This is a genomic window from Sphingomonas sp., from assembly GCF_039595165.1.
Lineage (GTDB): Bacteria > Pseudomonadota > Alphaproteobacteria > Sphingomonadales > Sphingomonadaceae > Sphingomonas.
On sequence record NZ_JBCNMA010000025.1, the window covers coordinates 1 to 22,017 of the forward strand.

General features: G+C 68.5%; 22 protein-coding genes, 2 tRNA genes and 2 pseudogenes. 16 read left to right on the forward strand and 10 right to left on the reverse strand.

Features of this window, described 5'->3' with window-relative positions; translation table 11 throughout:
* Positions 1-335, forward strand: a pseudogene (locus tag ABDV68_RS06680) (acetyl-CoA carboxylase carboxyl transferase subunit alpha); the annotation flags it as partial.
* Positions 336-569: 234 nt separating this feature from the next.
* On the opposite strand, the gene ABDV68_RS06685 reads toward ABDV68_RS06680, so the two are convergent.
* Complete coding sequence (locus tag ABDV68_RS06685; protein ID WP_066665303.1) at positions 570-737, reverse strand: Flp family type IVb pilin; 168 nt, start codon at positions 735-737, stop codon at positions 570-572.
* A 133-nt stretch (positions 738-870) separates the two neighbouring features.
* The gene (locus ABDV68_RS06690; protein ID WP_343518963.1) at positions 871-1,068 is read right to left on the reverse strand and encodes a Flp family type IVb pilin; all 198 of its coding nucleotides are present in this window, start codon (positions 1,066-1,068) and stop codon (positions 871-873) included.
* A gap of 112 nt (positions 1,069-1,180) precedes the next feature.
* On the opposite strand from ABDV68_RS06690, the gene ABDV68_RS06695 reads away from it, so the two are divergent.
* Entirely contained in the window at positions 1,181-1,582 is a 402-nt protein-coding gene (locus ABDV68_RS06695; RefSeq protein ID WP_343518964.1) for a (deoxy)nucleoside triphosphate pyrophosphohydrolase, read from the forward strand.
* On the opposite strand, the gene ABDV68_RS06700 is transcribed toward ABDV68_RS06695, so the two are convergent.
* Complete coding sequence (locus ABDV68_RS06700) at positions 1,579-2,415, reverse strand: methyltransferase domain-containing protein (RefSeq protein ID WP_343518965.1); 837 nt, start codon at positions 2,413-2,415, stop codon at positions 1,579-1,581. The genes ABDV68_RS06695 and ABDV68_RS06700 overlap by 4 nt on opposite strands.
* A 22-nt stretch (positions 2,416-2,437) precedes the next feature.
* Between ABDV68_RS06700 and ABDV68_RS06705 the strand changes: the two genes are divergently transcribed.
* The 7 genes from ABDV68_RS06705 to rnk all read left to right on the forward strand — a co-directional run bounded on the left by ABDV68_RS06705 (position 2,438) and on the right by rnk (position 8,087).
* Positions 2,438-3,214 carry a ComF family protein gene (locus ABDV68_RS06705; RefSeq protein ID WP_343518966.1) on the forward strand — a complete coding sequence of 259 codons (777 nt, stop codon included), beginning with the start codon at positions 2,438-2,440 and terminating at the stop codon, positions 3,212-3,214.
* A 31-nt stretch (positions 3,215-3,245) separates the two neighbouring features.
* On the forward strand, positions 3,246-3,503 hold the full coding sequence (gene grxC / locus ABDV68_RS06710) for a glutaredoxin 3 (protein ID WP_343518967.1): 258 nt from the start codon (positions 3,246-3,248) through the stop codon (positions 3,501-3,503).
* Positions 3,500-4,324: a carbon-nitrogen hydrolase family protein gene (locus tag ABDV68_RS06715; protein WP_343518968.1), complete on the forward strand. Its 825-nt coding sequence runs from the start codon at positions 3,500-3,502 to the stop codon at positions 4,322-4,324. Before grxC ends, ABDV68_RS06715 begins: the two co-directional genes overlap by 4 nt.
* A complete protein-coding gene (locus ABDV68_RS06720) occupies positions 4,321-4,761 on the forward strand; it encodes a DUF1178 family protein (RefSeq protein WP_343518969.1) in 441 nt (146 codons plus the stop codon). Before ABDV68_RS06715 ends, ABDV68_RS06720 begins: the two co-directional genes overlap by 4 nt.
* A gap of 194 nt (positions 4,762-4,955) precedes the next feature.
* Positions 4,956-5,032, forward strand: a tRNA-Arg gene (locus ABDV68_RS06725).
* Between the two features lie 118 nt (positions 5,033-5,150).
* Complete coding sequence (locus ABDV68_RS06730) at positions 5,151-7,463, forward strand: TonB-dependent siderophore receptor (RefSeq protein WP_343518970.1); 2,313 nt, start codon at positions 5,151-5,153, stop codon at positions 7,461-7,463.
* Positions 7,464-7,673: 210 nt separating this feature from the next.
* Complete coding sequence (gene rnk, locus ABDV68_RS06735) at positions 7,674-8,087, forward strand: nucleoside diphosphate kinase regulator (RefSeq protein WP_343518971.1); 414 nt, start codon at positions 7,674-7,676, stop codon at positions 8,085-8,087.
* Between the two features lie 85 nt (positions 8,088-8,172).
* Here the strand turns inward: rnk and ABDV68_RS06740 are convergent, their stop codons facing one another.
* The 3 genes from ABDV68_RS06740 to ABDV68_RS06750 all read right to left on the reverse strand — a co-directional run bounded on the left by ABDV68_RS06740 (position 8,173) and on the right by ABDV68_RS06750 (position 11,384).
* Positions 8,173-8,442 carry an SWIB/MDM2 domain-containing protein gene (locus tag ABDV68_RS06740; protein ID WP_066574787.1) on the reverse strand — a complete coding sequence of 90 codons (270 nt, stop codon included), beginning with the start codon at positions 8,440-8,442 and terminating at the stop codon, positions 8,173-8,175.
* A 39-nt stretch (positions 8,443-8,481) separates the two neighbouring features.
* Entirely contained in the window at positions 8,482-8,688 is a 207-nt protein-coding gene (locus ABDV68_RS06745) for a DUF2945 domain-containing protein (RefSeq protein WP_343518972.1), read from the reverse strand.
* A 92-nt stretch (positions 8,689-8,780) separates the two neighbouring features.
* The gene (locus ABDV68_RS06750; RefSeq protein WP_343518973.1) at positions 8,781-11,384 is read right to left on the reverse strand and encodes a TonB-dependent receptor; all 2,604 of its coding nucleotides are present in this window, start codon (positions 11,382-11,384) and stop codon (positions 8,781-8,783) included.
* 220 nt (positions 11,385-11,604) lie between these two features.
* Here ABDV68_RS06750 and folE point away from each other — a divergent pair, with 220 nt between their 5' ends.
* From folE to secA, 5 genes and pseudogenes are all read left to right on the forward strand, one after another.
* Positions 11,605-12,228: a GTP cyclohydrolase I FolE gene (folE, locus tag ABDV68_RS06755; protein WP_343518974.1), complete on the forward strand. Its 624-nt coding sequence runs from the start codon at positions 11,605-11,607 to the stop codon at positions 12,226-12,228.
* Positions 12,229-12,340: 112 nt separating this feature from the next.
* Positions 12,341-13,099: pseudogene (locus tag ABDV68_RS06760) on the forward strand (SDR family oxidoreductase); the annotation flags it as partial.
* Positions 13,092-13,448 carry a dihydroneopterin aldolase gene (locus tag ABDV68_RS06765; RefSeq protein ID WP_343518975.1) on the forward strand — a complete coding sequence of 119 codons (357 nt, stop codon included), beginning with the start codon at positions 13,092-13,094 and terminating at the stop codon, positions 13,446-13,448. The pseudogene ABDV68_RS06760 and the gene ABDV68_RS06765, both read left to right, overlap by 8 nt.
* Before the next feature lie 99 nt (positions 13,449-13,547).
* Positions 13,548-13,811, forward strand: coding sequence for a hypothetical protein (locus ABDV68_RS06770; RefSeq protein WP_343518976.1), 264 nt, complete (start codon positions 13,548-13,550; stop codon positions 13,809-13,811).
* 103 nt (positions 13,812-13,914) lie between these two features.
* Entirely contained in the window at positions 13,915-16,653 is a 2,739-nt protein-coding gene (gene secA / locus ABDV68_RS06775) for a preprotein translocase subunit SecA (protein WP_343518977.1), read from the forward strand.
* 94 nt (positions 16,654-16,747) lie between these two features.
* Here the strand turns inward: secA and ABDV68_RS06780 are convergent, their stop codons facing one another.
* The 4 genes from ABDV68_RS06780 to moaA form a co-directional block, all read right to left on the reverse strand.
* Entirely contained in the window at positions 16,748-17,335 is a 588-nt protein-coding gene (locus ABDV68_RS06780; protein WP_343518978.1) for a hypothetical protein, read from the reverse strand.
* 181 nt (positions 17,336-17,516) lie between these two features.
* Positions 17,517-17,591, reverse strand: a tRNA-Asn gene (locus ABDV68_RS06785).
* 170 nt (positions 17,592-17,761) lie between these two features.
* A complete protein-coding gene (locus tag ABDV68_RS06790) occupies positions 17,762-18,535 on the reverse strand; it encodes an NAD kinase (protein ID WP_343518979.1) in 774 nt (257 codons plus the stop codon).
* A complete protein-coding gene (moaA, locus tag ABDV68_RS06795) occupies positions 18,532-19,530 on the reverse strand; it encodes a GTP 3',8-cyclase MoaA (protein ID WP_343518980.1) in 999 nt (332 codons plus the stop codon). The genes ABDV68_RS06790 and moaA overlap by 4 nt, the downstream gene beginning before the upstream one ends.
* 92 nt (positions 19,531-19,622) lie before the next feature.
* Here moaA and ABDV68_RS06800 point away from each other — a divergent pair, with 92 nt between their 5' ends.
* Together ABDV68_RS06800 and ABDV68_RS06805 are read left to right on the forward strand one after the other, a co-directional pair.
* Entirely contained in the window at positions 19,623-21,566 is a 1,944-nt protein-coding gene (locus ABDV68_RS06800; RefSeq protein WP_343518981.1) for a GGDEF domain-containing phosphodiesterase, read from the forward strand.
* Entirely contained in the window at positions 21,563-21,991 is a 429-nt protein-coding gene (locus tag ABDV68_RS06805; protein WP_343518982.1) for a hypothetical protein, read from the forward strand. The genes ABDV68_RS06800 and ABDV68_RS06805 overlap by 4 nt, the downstream gene beginning before the upstream one ends.
* Positions 21,992-22,017: the final 26 nt, after the last annotated feature.

Genomic DNA, 22,017 nt, shown 5'->3' on the forward strand with positions numbered 1-22,017 from the left:
GCCAGGTGGCCACCGCCTTCCTCAGCCAGTCCATGGAGCACGCCGTCTATTCGGTGATCTCGCCCGAGGGCTGCGCCTCGATCCTGTGGCGCACCGCCGACAAGGCGGCCGAGGCGGCCGAGGCGATGAAGGTGACCGCGCAGCATCTCAAGGAGCTCGGCGTGATCGACACGATCGTGCCCGAGCCGCTCGGCGGGGCGCATCGCGACCGCGACGCCGCGATCGATTCGCTCGGCGATGCGATCGAGGCCGCGCTCGGCGAGCTTGCCGGGCAGGACGCTACGGTATTGCGCCAGAACCGCCGCGCCAAGTTCCTCGCAATGGGCCGCGCCTGACATTCAGCGGGGTGACGGTGTCACCCCGGGCGATCTCAGCTGGCCTTCATGTTCGAGGAGACGTTGGAGAACGTCTTCTTGGCGACGGGGATCAGGCCGTACTCGATGGCCGTGGCCGTGACCGCGCGTCGCGAAGCATGTGGGAGAATCGCTTTACCAGGCTTAGCTCCGGCACGAAAAAGGGGCGGCGAACCGAAGTTCGCCGCCCCCAATCTTTTCTTCGAAATGAGGGTCTTACGACGCCTTCATGTTCGACGAAACGTTGGTGAAGGTGGTCTTGAGCTGGTTGCCCAGGCCCTGCATCGCGGCGATCGCGGCAACGGCGATCAGAGCGGCGATCAGGCCGTACTCGATGGCGGTGGCGCCCTTCTTGTTGCCGAAAATCTTGCGGATCGTGTTCATACCGGTCTCCATCCTGTTCACAAGCTTCAGTTACCCGGCTGCACGCGGGATGAAGTCCCCCCGGTCCAGCAACTACGGAAATTACGGGGCGGAAGTTAACAAAGACCTTAGACGCCGCGAGTCGCGCGAAAGATCAGCGCGCGCTCTGGACGGCGGCGCTGACCTTGTTCCACATGCCCGTGGTGGTGCCGGCGAGTTCGATCAGCGCCAGCATCATGGCGAGGACGATGAGCGCGAGGATCAGGCCATATTCGACTGCGGTCGCGGCGCGCTCGCAACGGAGCAGCGGGCAGCGGGCAAGGTGTCCAGGCAGTGATTTCAGCGCACGCATGGACGCACTTTCTCCAATCGGGATTACCGGAATCTAGGGATTCAAGATTAACGAAATGTCGATGCTACAAACTGGAAACTCCGATTCGGAGGCGATGCGCCCGGAACCGCCGATGCCTGGCCCGTTGATGGTCGTCGCGGCGGCGCTGGTCGACGGCGAGGGCCGGGTGCTGGTGCAGCAGCGCCCGCCCGGCAAGCCGATGGCCGGGCTGTGGGAATTCCCCGGCGGCAAGGTCGATCCCGGCGAGCTGCCCGAGGCGGCGTTGTGCCGCGAGCTGGAGGAGGAACTGGGCATCGGCGTCGAGCGCGCCTGCCTCGCCCCCGCGACCTTCGCCAGCGAAGCGCTGGGCGAACGGCATCTGCTGCTGCTGCTCTACGCGCTGCGCAAATGGAGCGGCGTGCCGCAGCCGCGGCATGCGACCGCGCTCAAATGGGTGCGCCCGCTCGAGCTGCACCGGCTGGAGATGCCGCCCGCCGACAAGCCGCTGATCGGCCTGCTCGAAGCGCTGATCTAGGGCTTCGGCTTGAGTGCCGCGGCGAGCGACGCGGTCGCCGAGCCGCGCCGCGCCGGCTGGGGCTGCGAGGGATCGGGCGCCCAGCCGGTGACGAAGATCGCGTCGAAGCGCTCGGTCGTCCGTCCTTCGGCATCGCCGCGCGCAGCGAATGCCGCGGCGGCGCGCGCGACGGTCGCGCGGCTGAGTGGCGGGGGCGCGGGCAGCAAGCTGGTGCCGGCCATGCCGCGCAGGTCACGGACCAGCGCGAACAGGTCGGTATAGCGGACATCCAGGCTCTCGACGTCGGCGACCGGCAGCGCGAACCCGGCGCGGACGAGCAGATCGCCCGCCGCGCGCACGTCGACCTGCGGGTGGACGCGCGCCGCCGGACGATCGGCTTCGGCCTCGAGCAATACGCTGCGCAGCGTGGACAGGGTGACGCCGCCGAGGAACGCGCCGAGGAACAGCCCGTCGGGGCGCAGCGCGCGGCGGATCAGCGCCAGCGCACCGGGCAGGTCGTTGACCGTGTCGAGGCTGCCGGCGGCGATGACGAGGTCGAAGCTGCCCTCGGGAACGTACGGCCGGTCCTCGTCGCCCTGGATTCCGCCCGTCATCGCGGCGAAGCGTTCGCCCGCATCGATTCGCGTCACGCGCGCACCGGGTGGCGGGAGGAAGCCGCCGTCGAAGCAGCCGAGGTCGAGCACATCGGTGAACTCGCGGCGCACCGCGTCGAGCCGCTCGGAAATCCCCTCCAGCATCCAGTCGCGGATGAACGACGCTTCGGCGAACAGCGGGGCGGCGCGGTCGCGGCGGGCGCGGCGGCGGGCGCGGTCGAAGATTTCGGGCGGAGTCACGGCGGCGGTCACGGGGCGGCTTGTGCCGGTTTCGTCCGCGCGCGACAAGAAGCGCGTGGGGGCACGCCAACCGATCCTGAACCTCGTCGCGCTGGCGCTTCCGCCGCGCTGCCCGGGCTGCGGCGAAGTGGTCGAGGCCGACCATCGCTTCTGCGCGCCGTGCTGGGCACAGTTCACGCTGATCGCGCCGCCCTGGTGCGCGGCGTGCAACCTGCCGTTCGAGTTCGACCGCGGCGCGCAGGCGCTGTGCGGCCAGTGCCTCGCCGCGCCGCCCGTCCATGACGGCGTGCGCGCGGCGGTGGCCTATGGCCCGGCGGCGCGCGCGCTGGTGCTCAAGCTCAAATATGCCGGGCGCACCGCTTATGCCGCGACCGCCGCGCGGCTGATGGCGCGATTGCTGCCCGAGGATGCCGAGATGCTCGTGCCGGTGCCGCTCCACCGCTGGCGCATCTGGAGCCGCGGCTTCAACCAGGCGGCGCTGATCGCGCGCGAGCTGGCGCGCCTGCGCGGCGTCCCGCTCGAGCTCGATCTGTTGCGCCGGACGAAGGCGACTCCGGTGCTGCGTGGTCTGGGCGTGCGTGGCCGTGCCAAGGCCGTCGCGGGTGCCTTCGCGGTCGCGCCCGGCGCGCGCGAGCGGATCAAGGGCCGCTCCGTCGTCCTGGTCGACGACGTCTTCACCAGCGGCGCGACCACCGATGCCTGCGTGCGCGTGCTCAAACGCGCGGGCGCGGCGCGGGTGACCATCCTGTGCTGGACGCGGGTGCTCGATCCCGGCGCCGACGACTCTTGGGCCGATTGACAAGCGCGGGCCGGGCACTCACCTCAGGGCGATGGCGAAGATCGAAATCTATACCAAGGCATTCTGCGGCTTCTGCGCGCGGGCCAAGGCGCTGCTCGACAGCAAGGGCGTCGACTATGAGGAGTTCGACCTGACGATGGGCGGACCCAAGCGGCAGGAGATGCTCCAGCGCGCCAACGGCCGCAGCACCGTGCCGCAGATCTTCATCGACGGCGCGCATATCGGCGGGTCCGACGATCTCGCCGCGCTCGAGCGCGAGGGCAGGCTGGACGCGCTGCTCGGACGATGAAGGCCGCGATCCTCCAGATGACGAGCGGGATCGACCCGCTCGTCAATGCGCACACGCTCGCGGACGGCGTGGCGCAGGCCGCTGCGGACGGCGCCGCGATGCTGTTCACGCCCGAGATGTCGGGGCTGGTCGATCGCGATCGCGAGCGCGCGGCCGGGAATATCGTGGCCGAGGCGGATGATCGCGTTCTGGCGGCGGTGCGCGAGGCGGCGGCGAAGCACGGCGTCTGGGTGCATCTCGGCTCGCTCGCGCTCAAGGGCGAGGCGGACGGCCGCTTCGTCAACCGCGGCTTCGTGATCGACGGCGCGGGCGCGATCCGCGCGCGCTACGACAAGCTGCATCTGTTCGACGTCGACCTCCCGACCGGCGAGCGCTGGCGCGAATCCGAGGCCTATGCGCCGGGAACGGGCGCGGCGGTGGTGGAAACGCCGCTCGGGCTGCTCGGGCTCGCGATCTGCTACGACCTGCGCTTCCCCGATCTGTTCCGCGCGCTGACCGATGCCGGCGCGACGCTGCTCTCGGTGCCGGCGGCGTTCACCCGGCCGACCGGTGCGGCGCACTGGCATGTGCTGTTACGCGCGCGCGCGATCGAGGCCGGAGTGCACGTCATCGCCGCGGCGCAGGCCGGCGAGCATGAAGACGGCCGCGCCACCTATGGCCACAGCCTCGCGATCGATCCGTGGGGCGAGGTGCTGCTCGACCTGGGCGAGGGCGCCGGGCTGGGCTTCGCCGAGATCGATCCCGCGCAGGTTGCGGACGTGCGTTCGCGCGTGCCCGCGATCGCGCACCGCCGCGCGATCCCGCCGGTGGTGGTGACGTGATCGTTTTCGACCTTCGCTGCGGCGCGGGCCATGTGTTCGAGGCGTGGTTCGGATCGAGCGCGGACTATGCGAGCCAGCGCGAACGTGCCTTGGTCGCCTGTCCGCTGTGCGGCGACACCGCGGTCGACAAGGCGGTGATGGCGCCCAACGTCGCTGCCAAGGGCAATCGGCGCGCGGACAATGCGCCCGCGGCCGGCAAGCCCGATCCCCGGCAGCTGATGGCCGCCATCGCCGAGGCGCAGGCGAAGATGCTCCAGGGCTCGCAATGGGTCGGCGTCGCCTTCGCGGACAAGGCCCGCGCGATGCATCTCGGCGAGGAGGCGCATGCGCCGATCCACGGCCAGGCGAGCATCGACGAGGCGAGGGCGCTGATCGACGAGGGCGTGCCGGTCGCGCCGTTGCCGCTGCCCGTGGTGCCGCCCGAACAGCGCAACTAGGCGCCCGAAAATCTTCCCCCGCCAGGCGCAGCCTGACGGAAGGGGGCGGAAGCGACGAGGCCAGTGGCCAGGATGCCGCCGTCCTTCCCCTTCCGGCGCCACCTCCCCTGGCCGGGAGGGCTGCTTCAGCTCCGATCTCGCCGTCGTAAACAGGGTTGGCGGGGCCTTCCAAACCCGGTTATTGGGGCGCGAGTGACTCCGTAGCTCAGCAGGATAGAGCATCAGATTCCTAATCTGAGGGCCGCGCGTTCGAATCGCGCCGGGGTCACCATTTTTCCATCAATCGTGCAACGTCCCCGCGCGCACGGCAGGCCGTCCTTTCGCGCTTGCAAAAACTTGTGTGACCTTTAACGGCTCCTGCGAATCGTTATCAATAGCAGGAGTGTCGTATGTTCGTTCGCCGCCACGGGAAGATTGGGTCCGGTCTGTCGCGAGCGGCGCTGATCGCATGCGCGCTCGCGGCACCCGCGATCGCCTCGGCGAGCGAGGGCGAGGATGACGCCGCTCAGGACGGCAACACCGTGGTCATCACCGGCGTCAACACCAGGGGCACCGGATCCGGCACCAAGACCGACACCCCGCTGATGGAGACGCCGCAGAGCATCACCGTGATCGACGGCGCCGAGCTCGAGCTGCGCAACGCCCAGTCGATCAACCAAGCGCTCGGCTATGTCGCGGGCGTCTCGCCCAACCAGCGCGGCGGGATGGTGACGCGCTATGACCAGCTCATCCTGCGCGGCTTCGCGCCGGGCGTGTACCAGGACGGCATGCGGCTGATCGCCGGGCCCTATTCGACGCCGCAGATCGACTTCAACCGCGTCGAGCGGATCGACATCGTCAAGGGCCCGGCCTCGGTGCTCTACGGCAACTCGACCCCGGGCGGCCTGGTCAACCTGGTCAGCAAGCTGCCCGAGGCGACCGCGTTCGGCCGGGTCGAGCTGCAGGCAGGCAATTACGACACGCTGCGCGCGGTGGCCGACGTCAACCAACCGCTCGACAAGGACGGCCGCCTGCTGTTCCGCATCGTCGGCGGCTGGCAGAAGGGCGACGGGCTGACCGAGGGCACCTTCTCCGAACGCTATCATGTCAGCCCGATGCTGACGTTCGCGCCGACCGACCGGACCAGCCTGACCTTGCTCGCGGCCTATCAGCATTCGCCCTCGGGCGGCGGCTATTCGGGCGTGCCGGCCTATGGCTCGGTGCTGCCCAACCCGCTGGGCGCGCTGCCGCGCGACATCAACACCGGCGATCCCGGTTACGAGCGCTACAACCATAAGCAGAAGGCGATCGCCGCCTTTTTCCGCCACGAGTTCAACGATAGCCTGAGCTTCCGTTCGAACCTGCGCTTCCAGAACAACGAGCTGAGCTACCGCCAGCTCTATGTCGCGGGCTTCGCGCGCGCGGCCGATGGCCTCAGCAGCGACTATTCGACGATCACTCGCGGCGGCGGCGGCGCGGACGAGGACTTCGATACGCTGACGCTCGACAACCATGTCGCGGCCAAGTTCGCGACCGGTCCGCTGCGGCACAACGTCCTCGCCGGCATCGACTATCAGAACATCACCGGCGAGAATTTCCAGCAGTTCAACACCGACGTCGCCGCCGATCCGCTGAAGAGCGTCCCGCGGCTCGACCTGTTCAACCCGGTCTACGGCGGTACGCTGCCGAGCTTCGATCTCACCGTCCTGTCGTCCAGCTACATCAACACCTATGGCAAGCGCACTCAGGTCGGCCTCTACCTGCAGGACCAGATCGCGATCGGGCGGCTCCAGCTGATCGCGAGCGGCCGCTTCGACTGGTACGATCAGACGACGCGCAACAAGAAACTCGCGGCGGGTGGGAACGGTGCGGCAACCTTTCTGTCCCAGAGCGCCTTCACCGCGCGGCTCGGTGCGCTCTACGAGTTCGAGTTCGGCCTCTCGCCCTATGTCAGCTATTCGGAATCGTTCGAGCCGCAGACGGGCACGACCTGGGACGGCCAGCCGTTCGAGCCCGTCACCGGCCGCCAGTATGAGGCCGGGCTCAAATTCCAGCCCAAAGGTACCAGCGCGATCTTCACCGCCTCGGTCTATGACTTGCGGCGCCAGAAGGTGCCGGTGGGCGATCCCGCGGCCGGCACGGGCGGCATTCCCGCCAACGCGCAGATCCAGATTGGCGAGGTGCGCGTGCGCGGCGTCGAGCTGGAAGGACGGGGCGAGATCGTCCCCGGTCTCGATGTCATCCTCTCGGGCAGCTACACCGATGCGATCATCACCCAGGGCGTGCCCGCGATCCCGGCGAGCGCCACCACCGGCGCCGTCCCGACCACCACGGGCACCCGCCAGCTCGGCACGCCCGAGTGGCTGGCGTCGGGCTTCCTGTCCTATGATTTCGGCCGCAACCCGGCCGTGACCGGACCGCTGGGCGGGCTCACGCTGGGCGGCGGGGCGCGCTATGTCGGCGGGTCGGACGGCACCACCCAATATGCCGTGATCAACGGCCTCGCGACTTTCCAGCGCTTTACTACGGACTCGTTCACGCTGGTCGACGCGGTGATCGGTTATGATCTGGGCAAGGCGAGCGGCGCGCTCACCGGGATCAGCCTCGCGGTCAACGCGGCCAATCTGTTCGACACGCGCCACGTCAGCGCCTGCCCGTTCAACAACAGCTGCTATTTCGGCGCAGCGCGCACCGTGACCGGATCGCTGCGCTTCAGCTGGTAGGGGTGGACTTGAGCGACGATGGCGTACATCGTCGTCGCATGTCCTGTTCCGATCACCGGCGGCGATACCGCACCCATGCGGGACAACTCCTGGCGGGCAACTAGCCCCGGGCTCTCTGCGGCACGCCCTGAGGAGCTCGGGGCAAAGGATCGATGATCCGGGCGCCTCCTCATCCGGGGAGGCGCGTTCCCGTTACACAGGAGAGCGACGATGAGCGCGACCCGTGCGGCCCGGACCCGGCCGCAAATCCATATGATCGATACCGAGGCCGAGCGCCTTTCCGAGCTGGCCCTGAACGTCGAGGCTGCGATGCCGCAGGTCAGCGAGTTGCTGCTGCGCGAAGTCACCCGCGCGAAGCTGCACCGAGCCGCCGCAATGCCGGCGGCCGTGGTAACGATGGGCGCCGAAGTCGAGTTTCGCGATGAGGCCAGCGGCGTCACGCGCGTCGTGACCCTGGCTTGGCCGCAGGACGCCGACATCGCCGCAGGCCGCATATCCATCCTGACCCCGATCGGAGCGGGGCTGATCGGGCTCGCCGAAGGCCAGCAGATCCTGTGGCCCGACCGCGACGGGCGCGAGCGCAACCTGACGGTCGTGCGCGTGGCGCAACCGGTGGCGGGCTGAGCAGCCGCGCGCATAGAAAAAGCCCCCGAGGCGCGAACCTCGGGGGCTTTCCGCTGTCCTGACCGGCAGAAATGCCGGTCGCCGATCAGCTGACGTGCTTGGCGATGTGCTTGTTCAGCTCGAACATCGTCGCCTTGTCGCCGCCGAAGACCTTCTTCAGCTTGTCGTCGGCCAGGATCTCGCGCTTGTTGGCGGGGTTCTGGAGATTGTTCTTCTTGATGTGGTCCCACATCTTGCTGACGATCTCGCTGCGCGGCAGCGGACCGGCGCCGACGATCGCGGCAAGGTCGGCCGAGGGGGTGACGGGCTTCGCGATGCCGCCACGGGCCCCGCCGGATGCCTTCTTTTCCGCCATATTTTTTTCTCCTCTGCGAGCCGGTGATTAGCCCCCGGCTCAAATCTTGGTCAGCGCCGACGGTTTGTGGGCTGCTTTCCCACCGTTGTCGCTGGTGACGATGTACTGTGGTTCCGCCAGTGATGCACGTACTTGATGGCCTTTCAAGACCATATCCGACGTTTGTTTGTGGAGAACTTCGCCTTTTGCGGTGCCTCCATGCGATTTCCACGATACGCGGTCGCCCGCCTTGAACGACTTGGTCATGCCGATTCTCCTTTCGGAAGGATAAACGGCAAGGGCGCGCCCGGTTTCCCGGACGCGCCCTCCTGTCGCCGATAGCGACCGGCTGGTCCCGTTCAGAAGCGCACCCGCGCCTTCACCCCATAGAAGCGCGGCGGCGACGGATAGACCGCGAAGCTGCTGCCCTGCTCCGGAATGGGGAAGGAGGTGATGTTGTAGTAGGTGTCGAACAGATTCTCGACATAGGCTTCGATCCCGAACCGGCCGCCCTCGCCGAAGTTCAGGCCGACGCGCGCATTGACGATGCTGTAGCCATCATTGGTGGTGAACGGCCGCGCGATCGGGTTGTTGATCGTGTTCGCGTCGCTGTTGGTGCGCCAGTCGACATGGAACAGCGCGCCGACATTGTCGCTGAGCTGCGGCGTCCAGGTGATCGCGCCGGTGATCACGTTGCGCGGCGAGTTGGTCAGCGGCTTGCCATTGTCCGATCCCGCGAGCGGATCGCGCACCTCGGTCTCGAGCAAGGTGTAGTTGAGCGCGAAGGTCAGGTCCGAGGTCGGACGGATCACCGATTCAAGCTCGATCCCCTTCGAGATCACCTTGTCGAAGTTGCGCACCACGAAGCGCGAACCCTCGAACTGGAGGTTCTGATAGCCCTTGAACGTCTGGTAGAAGCCGGCGACGTTGAACTGGAAGCCGCGCAGCGGATTGGTCTTGAAGCCGACCTCGAACGCGTCGACCGTCTCGTTGTTGAACTCGAGATCGGTGACCTGCGCGCCGTTGCCGCCGAGCAGGACCGAGTCGAACGAGCCGCGGTCGAGATTGTAGCCGCCTGACTTGTAGCCACGGTCATAGCCGCCGTAGAGCAGCACGTCGTCGTTGAGCTTGAACGCGAGCTTGGCGGTGCCGGTGAACTCATCCTCGCTGCGGTCGCCGTTATAGGTTCCGTTGAACTCCGAGTTGATCGTCGGGTTGCAGGTGTAGAGATGCGCGAGGCTGAACAGCCCGGCGGCATTCAGCGCCCCTCGATACAGCGCGGCGTTCGGGTTGAGCCAGAAGGAGCAGGCCGGGACCGCCGCGTTGAGATCGGCGTTGATGTCCTTGGTCTCATGGTTCCAGCGCAGGCCGAGCGTCAGCGAGACATTGTCGGTGATGTTGATGATGTTGTGCGTGAAGACCGCGAACGCCTCGGTATCCACGGTGTAGCGGTCGGCCTGCTGGCCCGCGCCGTCGGGGGTGCGCGGGATCGGCTGGAGGAAGGTCGCGAGCACCGCCGGCCCTTGCGCGGCGGCGGCTGCTGCGAGCGCCGGGTTGCTGGCGAGCAGTACCTGGCCCATCAGCGGCACGCCGGGAAGGGTGCCGAACAGCTGCGCGCCGCTCGGCAGCGCCACGCTGCGGGTGAGCTGGTTGACGATGCCGTCGACGAACTGGTCGGTCTGGGTGCCGAAGCGGACCACGTCGGTCAGCGTCAGCTTCTCGTTGAGGTAGAAGCCGCCGACCAGCCAGTCGAGCTTGCCGTCGAACGCGCTGCCCTTGAGGCGGATTTCCTGGGTGAAGTCGCGGATGCCGGTCTTGTACCCGTCGCGATAGGCGCGATCGAGGCCCGAGAAGTCGATGTCCTGGCTGCGCGTCGCCTTCCAGTCGCGCCACGAGGTGATCGAGGTGAGCGCGACGTCGCCCAGATCCCAGTCGAGCTGGCCCGACACGCCCCATTCCTTGACGCGCTCGGTGAGGTCGCGGTTGGGTGAGGTCGCCATCTGGCGGCCTTCGGGATCGAACGGACGGACGATGCCGATGCGGCCGGCCGCGCCGCCCGCCGCCGGATTGGCGGCAAGCGCCTGGATCAGGTTGCTGGTGACGAAGCCCAGTACGCCGCCCGCGGTCGTGGTGTCGACGCCCGAGGGCAGGAGCACGAAGCCCGATCCGGTGTTGAGCGCGCCGCAGCATGCTTCGTCGGTCTCGGCATAGTCGCCGATCAGGCGGAAGACGACGTTGGTCGTCTCGAACTTGGCCTGGCCGCGCACGAACCAGCGGTCGACATTGTTGAAGTCGCGCCCGGTGTTGGGATCGGTGATGTAGCCGTCGCGCTTATGATAGCCGCCGTCGACGCGCAGCGCGAGCTGCTCGCTCACCCCGCCGGTGAGGCCGGCCTTGACCTCGATCTCGTTATAGTTGCCGTAGCTGCCCTCGACATAGCCGCCGAGGTCGAACGAGGGGCCCTGGGTGGTGATGCTGAGTGCGCCGGCCGAGGTGTTGCGGCCGAACAGCGTGCCCTGCGGACCGCGCAGCACCTCGACGCGGTCGATCGGGGGCAGGTCGGCCAGCGCGACGCCCGCGCGGGCGCGGAACACGCCGTCGATGAACACACCCACCGCCGGCTCGAAGCCGGGGTTGTCGCCCGCGGTGCCGATGCCGCGGATGCGCAGCACCACGCCGGTCGCGGCCGACTGGCCGGTGGTCACCTGAAGGCTCGGCGTGACCTGGCGCAAGCCACGGATGTCGCTGGCGCCGGTATTCTCGAGCTGCTCGGCGCCGACCACGCTGACCGCGATCGGCACGTCCTGCGCGACCTGCGCGCGGCCGGTGGCGGTGACGACGACCTCGCCCTCATCGGCTTGGGTCGTCTCCTCCGGGGCGGGGGCGGGCGTCTCCTGCGCGAAGGCGGGAGCCGTGGCCATCAGCGCGATGGCGGACGCGGTGAGCAGTTGGAACTTCCGCATGAAAGGCCTCCTCTCTGGGCGGCGCCGCTGCTTTGGCGGTCACCTGTCTAAGTTGTTGCGGAAGCTACCGCTCCCGGAATCCTTACGTCAACGTCAAATCACGCTAGGAATCCCGCGGAAATGCTTGCTATTCCGGTTCGGGAAAGGTTGTTGCCGAAGCGCAACACAGGCAAGTGCGCTTGCCGTAGCGTCAGGCGCAAAGGATGAGGCGGCCACGACCATGAGCGTTCACGACCACGACGAACCCGACGACGGCGACATCGTCGCCCCGCTGCCCAAGATCGACGTCCCCGACGAGGTCGCCGAGGCGGTGCGCACGCTGCTGCGCTGGGCCGGCGACGACCCGAATCGCGAGGGGCTGATCGATACGCCGAAGCGTGTCGCCCGCGCCTGGAAGGAATATTGCCAGGGCTATGGCGAGGACCCGGCGCATCACCTCAGCCGCGTGTTCGAGGAAGTTGGCGGCTATGACGAGATCGTGCTGCTCAAGGACATTCCGTTCCAGTCGCATTGCGAGCACCACATGGCGCCGATCATCGGCAAGGCCTCGATCGCCTACCTCCCCCAGCACCATGTCGTCGGCATCTCCAAGCTCGCGCGCGTGCTCCATGCCTATGCCCGGCGGCTGCAGGTCCAGGAGCGGCTGACCGCGGAGGTCGCCGACTGTATCTGGAACCACCTCCACCCGGCTGGCGTCGCGGTGGTGATCGAGGCGAGCCATGCCTGCATGACCGCGCGCGGCGTGCGCACCCCCGGCGTCGGCATGGTCACTAGCCGCATGATGGGCGTGTTCCGCGAGGACGAGCGCAGCCGCAAGGAAGTGCTGGCGCTGATGGGCTATTGATGCGCCGGGCCGCCAATATCCCGACCGTTCGCCCTGAGCCTGTCGAAGGGCGTGGCCTGACAAATCGGCGTCGTGCCGTTACCGGCCCTTCGACAAGCTCAGGGCGAACGGAGCGCGGGGCATGAGGGTTCTCGTCACCGGCGGCGCGCGGCGGATCGGGGCGGCGATCGTGCGCCACCTCGCGGCGGCGGGGCATCAGGTCGCGGTGCATCATCATGACTCGCATGACGAGGCGGAGGCGCTCGCCGCCGAACTCGGCGTGGTGCTGGTCGCCGCCGACCTCGCCGATGCGGCGGAGACGCGCGGGCTGGTGCAGGCGGCCGCGGCGGCCCTGGGCGGCCCGGTCGAGGGGCTGGTCAACAACGCCTCGATCTTCAGCTGGGACGCGGTGCCCGTGGCCGATTATGCGGGCCTCGACCGGCACATGCACGTCAATCTCGGCGCGCCGCTCGTCCTCGCCTCGGCGCTCGCCGCGCAGACCGGACTAGGGGAGGGCGCGGTGGTCAATTTGCTCGACCAGAAGCTCGCCAATCCCAATCCCGATTTCCTGACCTACACGCTGAGCAAGGCGGCGTTGGGCGAGGCGACGCGGCTGTTGGCGATGGCGCTCGCCCCGCGCATCCGGGTCAATGCGGTGTCGCCGGGCCTGACCTTGCCCTCGCTCGACCAGAGCGCGGACGAATTCGCGCGCGTCGCGTCGCGCAACCTGCTCGAGCGGCCGGTGGAGACCGAGGACATCGCGCGCACGGTCGAGCATCTCCTCACCGCGCGGAGCATCACCGGGCAAAACGTCTTCGTCGATTGCGGACAGCGCTTCGTGCGTCGCGAGGGCGACGTGATGTTCGAGACGCGGGAGCGCCCGGGTGGCTGAGTACACGATCCTGCTCGAGGGGCTCGAGGTGGCGATCGGCCTCGGCATCCACGACCACGAACGCGCCGCGCCACAGCGCGTGGCGGTGAGCGTGTGGCTGACCTGCGCCTATGACGGCGTGCCCGAGGACCGGATCGAGGCGGTGGTCGACTATGACTATCTCCGCGAAGGCATCCGCGCGCTTGGCGAGGCGCGGCACATCGAGCTGCAGGAGACTTTGTGCGACGAGGTCGCGCGGCTCGCGCTCGCCGCCGACCCGCGGGTGCGCGCGGTCAAGGTCCGCTCGATGAAGCTCGACGTCTATCCCGACGCGCGCGTCGGGTGCGAGGTAGTGCGGACGCGCAATTGAGCTTTTGGGCTTGGAGGAAGCCGACTCCCGCCCTATGTCCGCACGGCTCATCGTTCAGCGCTGGGCAACATGGGGACGTTACGAGTTAGAATCGTGCAATTGCTGCTGTTTCTTTCCGCGCTGCTGGCGGGTCTGACCGGTGCCTTCACCGGCGACCGCGACCTGCGCGCGGCGCAGCGGCAGAGCGAGACGGCGATCACCCGCGCCGCCGAGACGGTGGCCGAGGCGGTCGCCGCCACCACCGCCGCCCGCAGCATCGTCCCCGCCGCATTGCCGCAGCGTCCCGCTGCGGCGTCGTTCGCCATCCATGCCGCGCCGGCGCTTCGCCCCGCGCGCCTGACGAGCGAACGCCGGCTCGAATAGCCGCGCCGCCGCCCGGTCTGCGGGCGGCCACCCTCGAATTTTTAGACGATGCGCCCGGGCCTCCGGGCGCGCATCCCGCAATTTCACACGACAGGAATCCATCATGCTCGGCGGTTTGGCCAAGTCCCTCTTCGGTTCGTCCAACGACCGGTACGTCAAAGGCCTCGGGGCCATCGTCCAGAAGATCAACGGCTTCGAGCCCGCGCTGCAGGCGCTCTCCGACGAGGACCTCGCGCGGCAGACGGTGAAGTTCCGTGAGCGGCTCGCGGCCGGCGAGAAGCTCGACGCGATCCTCCCCGAAGCCTTCGCCACGGTGCGCGAGGCTTCGCGCCGCGTGCTCGGCATGCGCCACTTCGACGTGCAGATGATCGGCGGCATCGTGCTTCACCGCGGCGAAATCGCCGAGATGCGAACTGGCGAGGGCAAGACGCTGGTCGCGACGCTCGCGGTCTATCTCAACGCGCTGCCGGGCGAGGGCGTCCACGTCATCACCGTCAACGACTATCTCGCCCGGCGCGACGCGGAGTGGATGGGACAGATCTACAGGTTCCTCGGCCTCACCGTGGGCGTGATCGTGCCCAACCTCGCCGATCACCAGCGCCGCGAAGCCTATGCCGCCGACATCACCTACGGCACCAACAACGAGTTCGGCTTCGACTATCTGCGCGACAACATGAAGTACGACCGCGCGTCGATGGTCCAGCGCCCGTTCAAGATGGCGATCGTCGACGAGGTCGATTCGGTGCTGATCGACGAGGCTCGGACGCCGCTGATCATCTCGGGCCCGACCGACGACAAGTCCGAGCTGTACATCGGCGTCGACGCGATCGTGAAGCAGCTCGACGAGAGCCTCTACGAGAAGGACGAGAAGCAGAAGAGCGTCGTCCTGACTGAGGAAGGGATCGAGACCGCCGAGCGCATGCTCGAGGCCGCCGGGCTGCTCCAGGGCGCCAACCTCTACGACTTCGAGAACACGCAGGTGGTGCACCACCTCAACCAGGCGCTGCAGGCGAACGTCATGCGCAAGCGCGACATCGACTACATCGTCAAGGACGGCAAGGTCATCATCATCGACGAATTCACCGGGCGCATGATGGACGGCCGCCGCTGGTCGGACGGCCTGCACCAGGCGGTCGAGGCCAAGGAAGGCGTCAACATCGAGCCCGAGAACCAGACGCTCGCCTCGATCACGTTCCAGAACTACTTCCGCATGTACCCCAAGCTCGCGGGCATGACCGGCACCGCCGCGACCGAGGCGCCGGAGTTCTTCGACATCTACAAGATGAACGTCGTCTCGATCCCGACCAACGTACCGGTGCAGCGGATCGATCAGGACGACGAGTTCTACAAGACCCAGCAGGACAAGTTCATCGCCATCGCGCGCACGATCAAGGAGCATGCCGCCAAGGGCCAGCCGGTGCTGGTCGGCACCGTGTCGATCGAGAAGTCGGAGCTGCTCTCCGACTATCTCGCCAAGGAAGGCGTCGACCACTCGGTGCTCAACGCCCGCCAGCACGAGAACGAGGCGCACATCGTGGCGCAGGCGGGCCGGCTCGGCGCGGTGACGATCGCCACCAACATGGCCGGCCGTGGCACCGACATCCAGCTCGGCGGCAATGTCGAGTTCCGCGTCAACGACGAACTCAAGGACCTGCCCGAGGGGCCGGAGCGCGAGGCCGCGATCGCGCAGATCAAGGCCGAGGTCGCGGCCGAGAAGCAGAAGGTGCTCGAGGCCGGCGGCCTGTTCGTGCTCGGCACCGAGCGCCACGAGAGCCGCCGCATCGACAACCAGCTGCGCGGCCGCTCGGGCCGCCAGGGCGATCCGGGCCTGTCGCGCTTCTACTTGAGCCTCGACGACGACCTGCTGCGCATCTTCGGCCCGGACACGCTGTTCGCCAAGATGATGCGCAACAACATCGCCGACGGCGAGGCGATCGGGTCGAAGTGGCTGACCAAGGCGATCGAGACCGCGCAGAAGAAGGTCGAGGCGCGCAACTACGACATCCGCAAGCAGGTCGTCGAATATGACGACGTCATGAACGACCAGCGCAAGGTGGTGTACGAGCAGCGCGCCGACATCATGGACGCCGAGACCGTCGGCGACGTGGTCGAGGACATGCGCGCCGAGACCGTCAACGACATCGTCGGCCAGGCCTGCCCGCCCGAGACCTATCCCGAGCAGTGGGACCTCGAGGCGCTCAAGGAGAATGTCCACAAGACGCTCGGCGTCGAGGCGCCGATCGAGCAGTGGATCGCCGAGACCGACGGGATCGAGCCCGAGGATGTCGAGAACAAGGTGCGCGAGCTCGCCGACGCGCGGGTCAAGGCCAAGTCCGACGATCTCGATCCCGAGACGTGGATGCAGATCGAGAAGTCGATCCTGCTGCAGAATCTCGACCATCACTGGAAGGAGCATCTCGGCCTGCTCGATGCGCTGCGTCAGGTGGTTCACCTGCGCGCCTATGCGCAGAAGACGCCGATCAACGAGTATAAGCAGGAAGCCTTCGCGATGTTCGAGCGCATGCTCGCCAACATCCGCGAGGACGTGACGCGCACGCTGGCCTGGGCCGAGTTCCAGTTCCAGCCGCCGCCCGAGCTTCCCGAACTGCCCGACTTCCTGACCACGCACATCGACCCGCTGACCGGCATCGACAACAGCGCCGACTGGGATGCGGGGGCGGCGGGACTGATCTCGAACGAGCTGCCCCCGATGCAGATCCCGCGCCCGGAAGGCGAGCTGCTGAGCGACGATCCCGCGTCCTGGGAAGGCCGCGTCAGCCGCAACGCGCCGTGCCCCTGCGGCTCGGGCCGCAAGTACAAGCACTGCCACGGGGCGCTGTAGCTTCTTAGCCCCTCCCCCTTCAGGGGAGGGGCTAAATGAAGAAAAGGGCCGCCCGGTCTCCCGGACGGCCCTTTTTTCTTGTCTCAGGCGCGTCTCAGCGCGGACGCGGCGGCTGGGCGATCGAGGGGCCGAGATTATCGAGCACCTCGCGCGCGTTGAACGAGCGCACATTGTCGGGCTTGCGGCCGCGGCCGACCACGATCTCGGCGCTCGCCTCGTAGCGGTCGACGGTGCGCACGTCGATGTCGCGGTCCCAGAAGGGATCGCCCCAATAGGGGCTCCAGCCGCGCCAGCCCCAGCGCGGGCTGTAATAGCGCCACGACGGGCCCCAATAGCCCCACGGGCCCGAGTTGAACGGGCGGTCGATATAGGTCCGCGTCTTCTTCTCGGTGTCGCGGTCGGCGAGGGTGAAATAGTCGTAGCCGCGCTCGGCGGTGAGCTGCGCGGCGCGGTAGAGCAGGTAGCGCTCGACCGTCTCGCGCGAGGTGAGACTGTTGCCGGCGAAGGTGACGCGGAAGCGGTCGCTCTCGATCTGCTCGTCCCAGTAACCGGTGCGGTAAGAACCGCTGCCGGTGGCGGGCTGATAGGGCGTGGGCGTGGCGCAGGACGCGAGCACGGATGCCGACGCGAGGGCGAGGGCAAGCGCCGCGGCCCGCGAGCGGCGGGACTGGCTGGTGCGCATGGGATTCCTCCTAATCATCTGCGGCGACTCGTGCCGATATGTGGTTGTAACGAATAGTCTAACGCAAATGTCCATTCGCTGAACGATCATTCAAGGAACGGAGTGGCGCGCACAGACCCGTAACCGCGGGCGCGCACGTGTCCGCGCCGCGCATCGACTGCCGATCTGGAGGAAAACTCGCTGGCTCCCTGAGTAGGATTCGAACCTACGACCGTCCGATTAACAGTCGGATGCTCTACCGCTGAGCTATCAGGGAACACCAGCGAGGGCGCGCCTATACGAAGGGGTTTCCCGCTTGGCAAGCGCGTTAAGGCGGGTTTTTGTCGGCTTCGCCGATACGGCACCAGCCCGCTCCCCCACTCGGCCATCCATATGATACGGCCGTTGGGTGGCCGGGTGGGGAGCGGGCTGGTGCCGCCACCCAAATCAGGCCACGAACTGCTCCATCGTGATGCGATCGTCGAGCGCGTGCTCGGGGTCGAACAGCAAGGTGAGGTCGCGCTTGTGGTCGATCGCGATGTCGACGCGGGCCACCTCGCGCACCTCGCGCTGGTCGGCCACCGCGCTTACCGGGCGCTTGCCCGGATCGAGCACGCGCAGCGAAATCCGCGCCTTCTCGGGCAGGATCGCGCCGCGCCAGCGCCGCGGGCGGAACGGGCTGATCGGGGTGAGCGCGAGCAGCTGTGAGCCCAGCGGCAGGATCGGCCCGTGCGCCGAGAGGTTGTAGGCGGTCGAGCCCGCCGGCGTCGCGACGAGAATGCCGTCGCACACCAGCTCGGGCAGCACGATGCGGTCGTTCACCGTCACCTCGAGCTTCGCGGTCTGCCGCGTCTCGCGCAGCAGCGACACCTCGTTGATCGCGGGCAGGACATGCGTCTCGCCATGCACCGTGGTCGCGGTCATCACCAGTGGCGTCACCTTGAACGGGCGCGCGCGCGCCAGCCGTTCTTCCAGCCCGTGCGGCTCCCATTCGTTCATCAGGAAACCGATCGTGCCGAGGTTCATCCCGAACACCGGCAGGCTGCGATGCTTCTCGAGCAGCATGTGCAGCGTCTGGAGCATGAAGCCGTCGCCGCCCAGCGCGACGAGCATCTCGGCCTCGTCCAGATCGACCCAGTCATGCGCGGCGATCAGCTCGTGCGCCGCGGTTTCGGCCGGGTTGGTGGGCGAGGCGAGGAGCGCCCGGCGGATCATGGTCATCCGCCGGTCACGCTCATGTGGCGGCGCACCGCGGGGGTGGCGCCGCGTTCGACGCTGAAATCGTGCCGCGCCGGCTTGGCGGCGAGCGCGTCGTCGATCGCGGCATCGACCGCGGCGAGCCCGCCGCCGCGGATCGCGGCCTTGAGATCGACCTGGTCCTCATGGCCGAGGCAAGTGAACAACCTGCCCTCGGTGGTCAGGCGCACGCGGTTGCAGCTCTCGCAGAAATTGCCGGTGAGCGGGGAGATCAGACCGAGCCGCGCACCGGTCTCCGCGACGCGCCAGTAGCGCGCCGGGCCGCCGCTCGAATGGCCGTCGCGGGTCAGCGTGAAGCGCCGCGACAGATCCTCGAACACCTGCGTCAGCGGCACGAAGCGGTCGGCGCGGTCCTCGTCGATCGCGCCCAGCGGCATCGTCTCGATCAGCGTCAGGTCCATGCCGCTCGCGCCGGCCCATTCGAGCATCGGGGCGATCTCATGGTCATTGAGCCCCTTGAGCGCGACCATGTTGATCTTGACCGCGATCCCCGCGGCGCGTGCGGCCGCGATCCCTTCGAGCGCCCGCGCGACGTCGCCATGGCGCGTGATGTAGCGGAAGGTCTCCGGATCGCGGCTGTCGAGGCTGACGTTGATCCGCCGCACGCCCGCGTCCGCCAGCGTCCCGGCGTGCCCGGCCAGCCGCGTGGCGTTGGTGGTCATCGTCAGCTCGTCGAGCCCGTTTCCGACCTGCCGCCCGAGCCGGCGCACCAGGTCGATCGCGTCGCTGCGCACCAGCGGCTCGCCCCCGGTCAGCCGGATCTTGGTCACCCCGCGCGCGATGAAGCGCTCGGCGATCAGCGCGATCTCCTCGAGCGCGAGCAGTTCGCTGCGGGGCAGGAAGGTCATCTTCTCCGCCATGCAATAGCGACAGCGCAGATCGCAGCGGTCCGTCACCGATACCCTGAGGTAGCGGATCGTGCGGCCGTGGCGGTCGATCAGGGCGGGCGCGGTCGCCATGCACAAGCAGCTAAGCCGTTGATGGCGTCGCAGCAAGCCTTGGGTTAGGGATGGGCCCGATGAACGATCCCGCGCTCCTGTCAGCCACTCCCATGACCGGGCGCGAGCGGCCGTTGTTCCTGCTTTCCTTCCGCCAGCGCGACGAGCTGGCCGGGCTCGCCGCCGGCGCCGGCTGGCGCGTCGTCGCCGCGCGCCGCGCCGACGGCGCCGAGCGGCGGCTGCTGGCGAGCGGCGCGGCGGTGGCGGTGGTCGATGCGCGCGGCGCGGCCGAGGAGGGGCTGGCGGCGGTCCGGGCGCTCGCCGGCGCCGCGGCGGCGACCGGCAGCGCGCTGCTTGCCCTGGTGTCGCGCGGCGATGCGGCGCGGCTGGACGCCTTCTACGACGCCGGCGCCACGCATTTCCTCGCCAGCCCGATGCGCGAGGCCGAGTTCGTCCAGGCGCTGCGTTTCGCCGCGCGCCATGCCGAACGCGTGAACGGCGAGGCGATCGCATTGCCCGGCACGGGCGAGACGCTCGGCTGGCGCTACGATCCGGCGCTCGGCTCGATCCAGGTGACGCCCGCGCTCGCCGCGCTGCTGGGGCTCGGCGAGCAGCCTTCGCCGCGCGCGATGCTGCGGCGGGTGGAGACGGCCGACCGCGCCGCGCTGCGATCGGCCTTCGCGCGGCTGCGCGACGGGCTCGCGGCGACGGCGTTCGCGCATGATCTCCGCGGCGCCGGGCGCGTGGTCGAGCATCTCCAGCTCGATCCACGCACGGGCCGCGTCCATGCGCTGATCGAGCGGTTGGGCGAGGTCGATGCCGGTGCGGCGGTGCGCGACGCGCTAACCGGGATCAATGACGGCGCCGGGGTGCGGCGCTGGATCGAACGGCGGCTGGGCGAGGGACATCCGGTCGGCGTCGTGCTCGCCGCGCTCAACCGGTTCGAGGTCGTCAACACCGCCTATGGCCGCGTCGCGGGCGATGCGCTGCTCCGCGCCGCGCTGGCGCGGCTGACCGAGGCGGCGCGCGAAGTGCTCGGCCGACGCTTCGTCGCCGCGCGCATCGCCGGCGCTGAGTTCGTCGCGGCGACCGAAGCGGCCGCGCCCGAGCTGCTCGACGCCGCCGCCGCGCGGATCGAGGAGGCGCTGGCGCGCCCGTTCGTGATCGGCGACGAGATCATGCCGCTCGGCGCGCGCACCGCGGTGGCGCTCGCCGCAACGGACGACAGCGCCGCCGACCTGCTTCGCCGCGCCAGCGACACGCTCGCCGGGAACGATGCGCCCGCCGGGGCGGTGCCGGTCGATGTGCTGGCGGTGGACTTGCGCCGCGCGCTCGACGCGGGCGAGATCGAGCTGCGCTTCCAGCCCCAGGTCGCGGTCGCCGCCGGGGTCGTCGCCGGTGCCGAGGCGCTGGCGCGCTGGCGCCATGCGAGCGGCGAGATCGGCGCTGAGATGCTGTTCGCCGCGGCCGAGCGCGCCGGGCTCGAGCTTGCCCTCTCCGAGCACGTCCAGCGGCTCGCGCTGGCCGAGGCGGCGCGCTGGCCGGCGTCGCTCCATGGCCTGCGCCTGTCGGTCAACGTCACCGCCGCCGATGTCGCACGCAGCAACTTCGCCGATCTGTTCCTCGACTGGGTGGACGCAAGCGGCTTCCCGCGCGGCCGCCTGACGGTCGAGATCACCGAGGGCGGGCTGATCGGCGACTTGAGCGAGGCGGCGCGCCTGCTCGCCGAGCTGCGCACCGCCGGCTGCCGCGTCGCGATCGACGATTTCGGTACCGGCTATTCGAGCCTCGCCTATCTGAAGGCGCTCCCGCTCGACTATCTCAAGATCGACCGCAAGCTCACCCAGGATATCGCCGGCTCGGCGCGCGATCGCGTGGTGGTGCGCGGCGTGATCGACATGGCGCGCTCGCTTGGCCTCGCCGTGGTGGCGGAGGGGGTGGAGACGCAGGAGCAGCTCGAATTGCTCGCCAAGGAGGGATGCCAGTTCTACCAGGGCTTCCTCTGTGCCGAGCCGCTCACCGTCGACGCGCTGGCCGCGCTGGTGGATGGCGCGTGAACGATCCGCGCGACGTCGGGGGCGTCTGGTACGGCCGCTATTTCTCTTCGTCCTGGGAAGTCGAGGAGAACAGCTTCATCGCGCATCTGGACGAGACCGGCGGGGCGGTCACCGGCACGATCACCGAGCCGGACACGACCGGCGCGGCGGACATCCGCCGCGCCTTCGTCGACGGCAGCCGTACCGGCGACCAACTGCGCTTCACCAAGCAGTACGACCCGGCTGGCGCGCTCGCGCACTCGGTGGCCTATGCGGGTACGATCAACGAAGACGGGACCGAGGTATCCGGCGAATGGCGCTTCTCGGGCTATCACGGCAGCTTCGTCATGCACCGCGAAGCGTTCGCGATCGAGGAGCTCGATGAGCAGGCCGCGGTCGACGAGGACATCGTGATCGAGATGGACGCGCCGATCGTGCGCCGATAGTTTCGCTCGAAACCGGGAGGACTGCC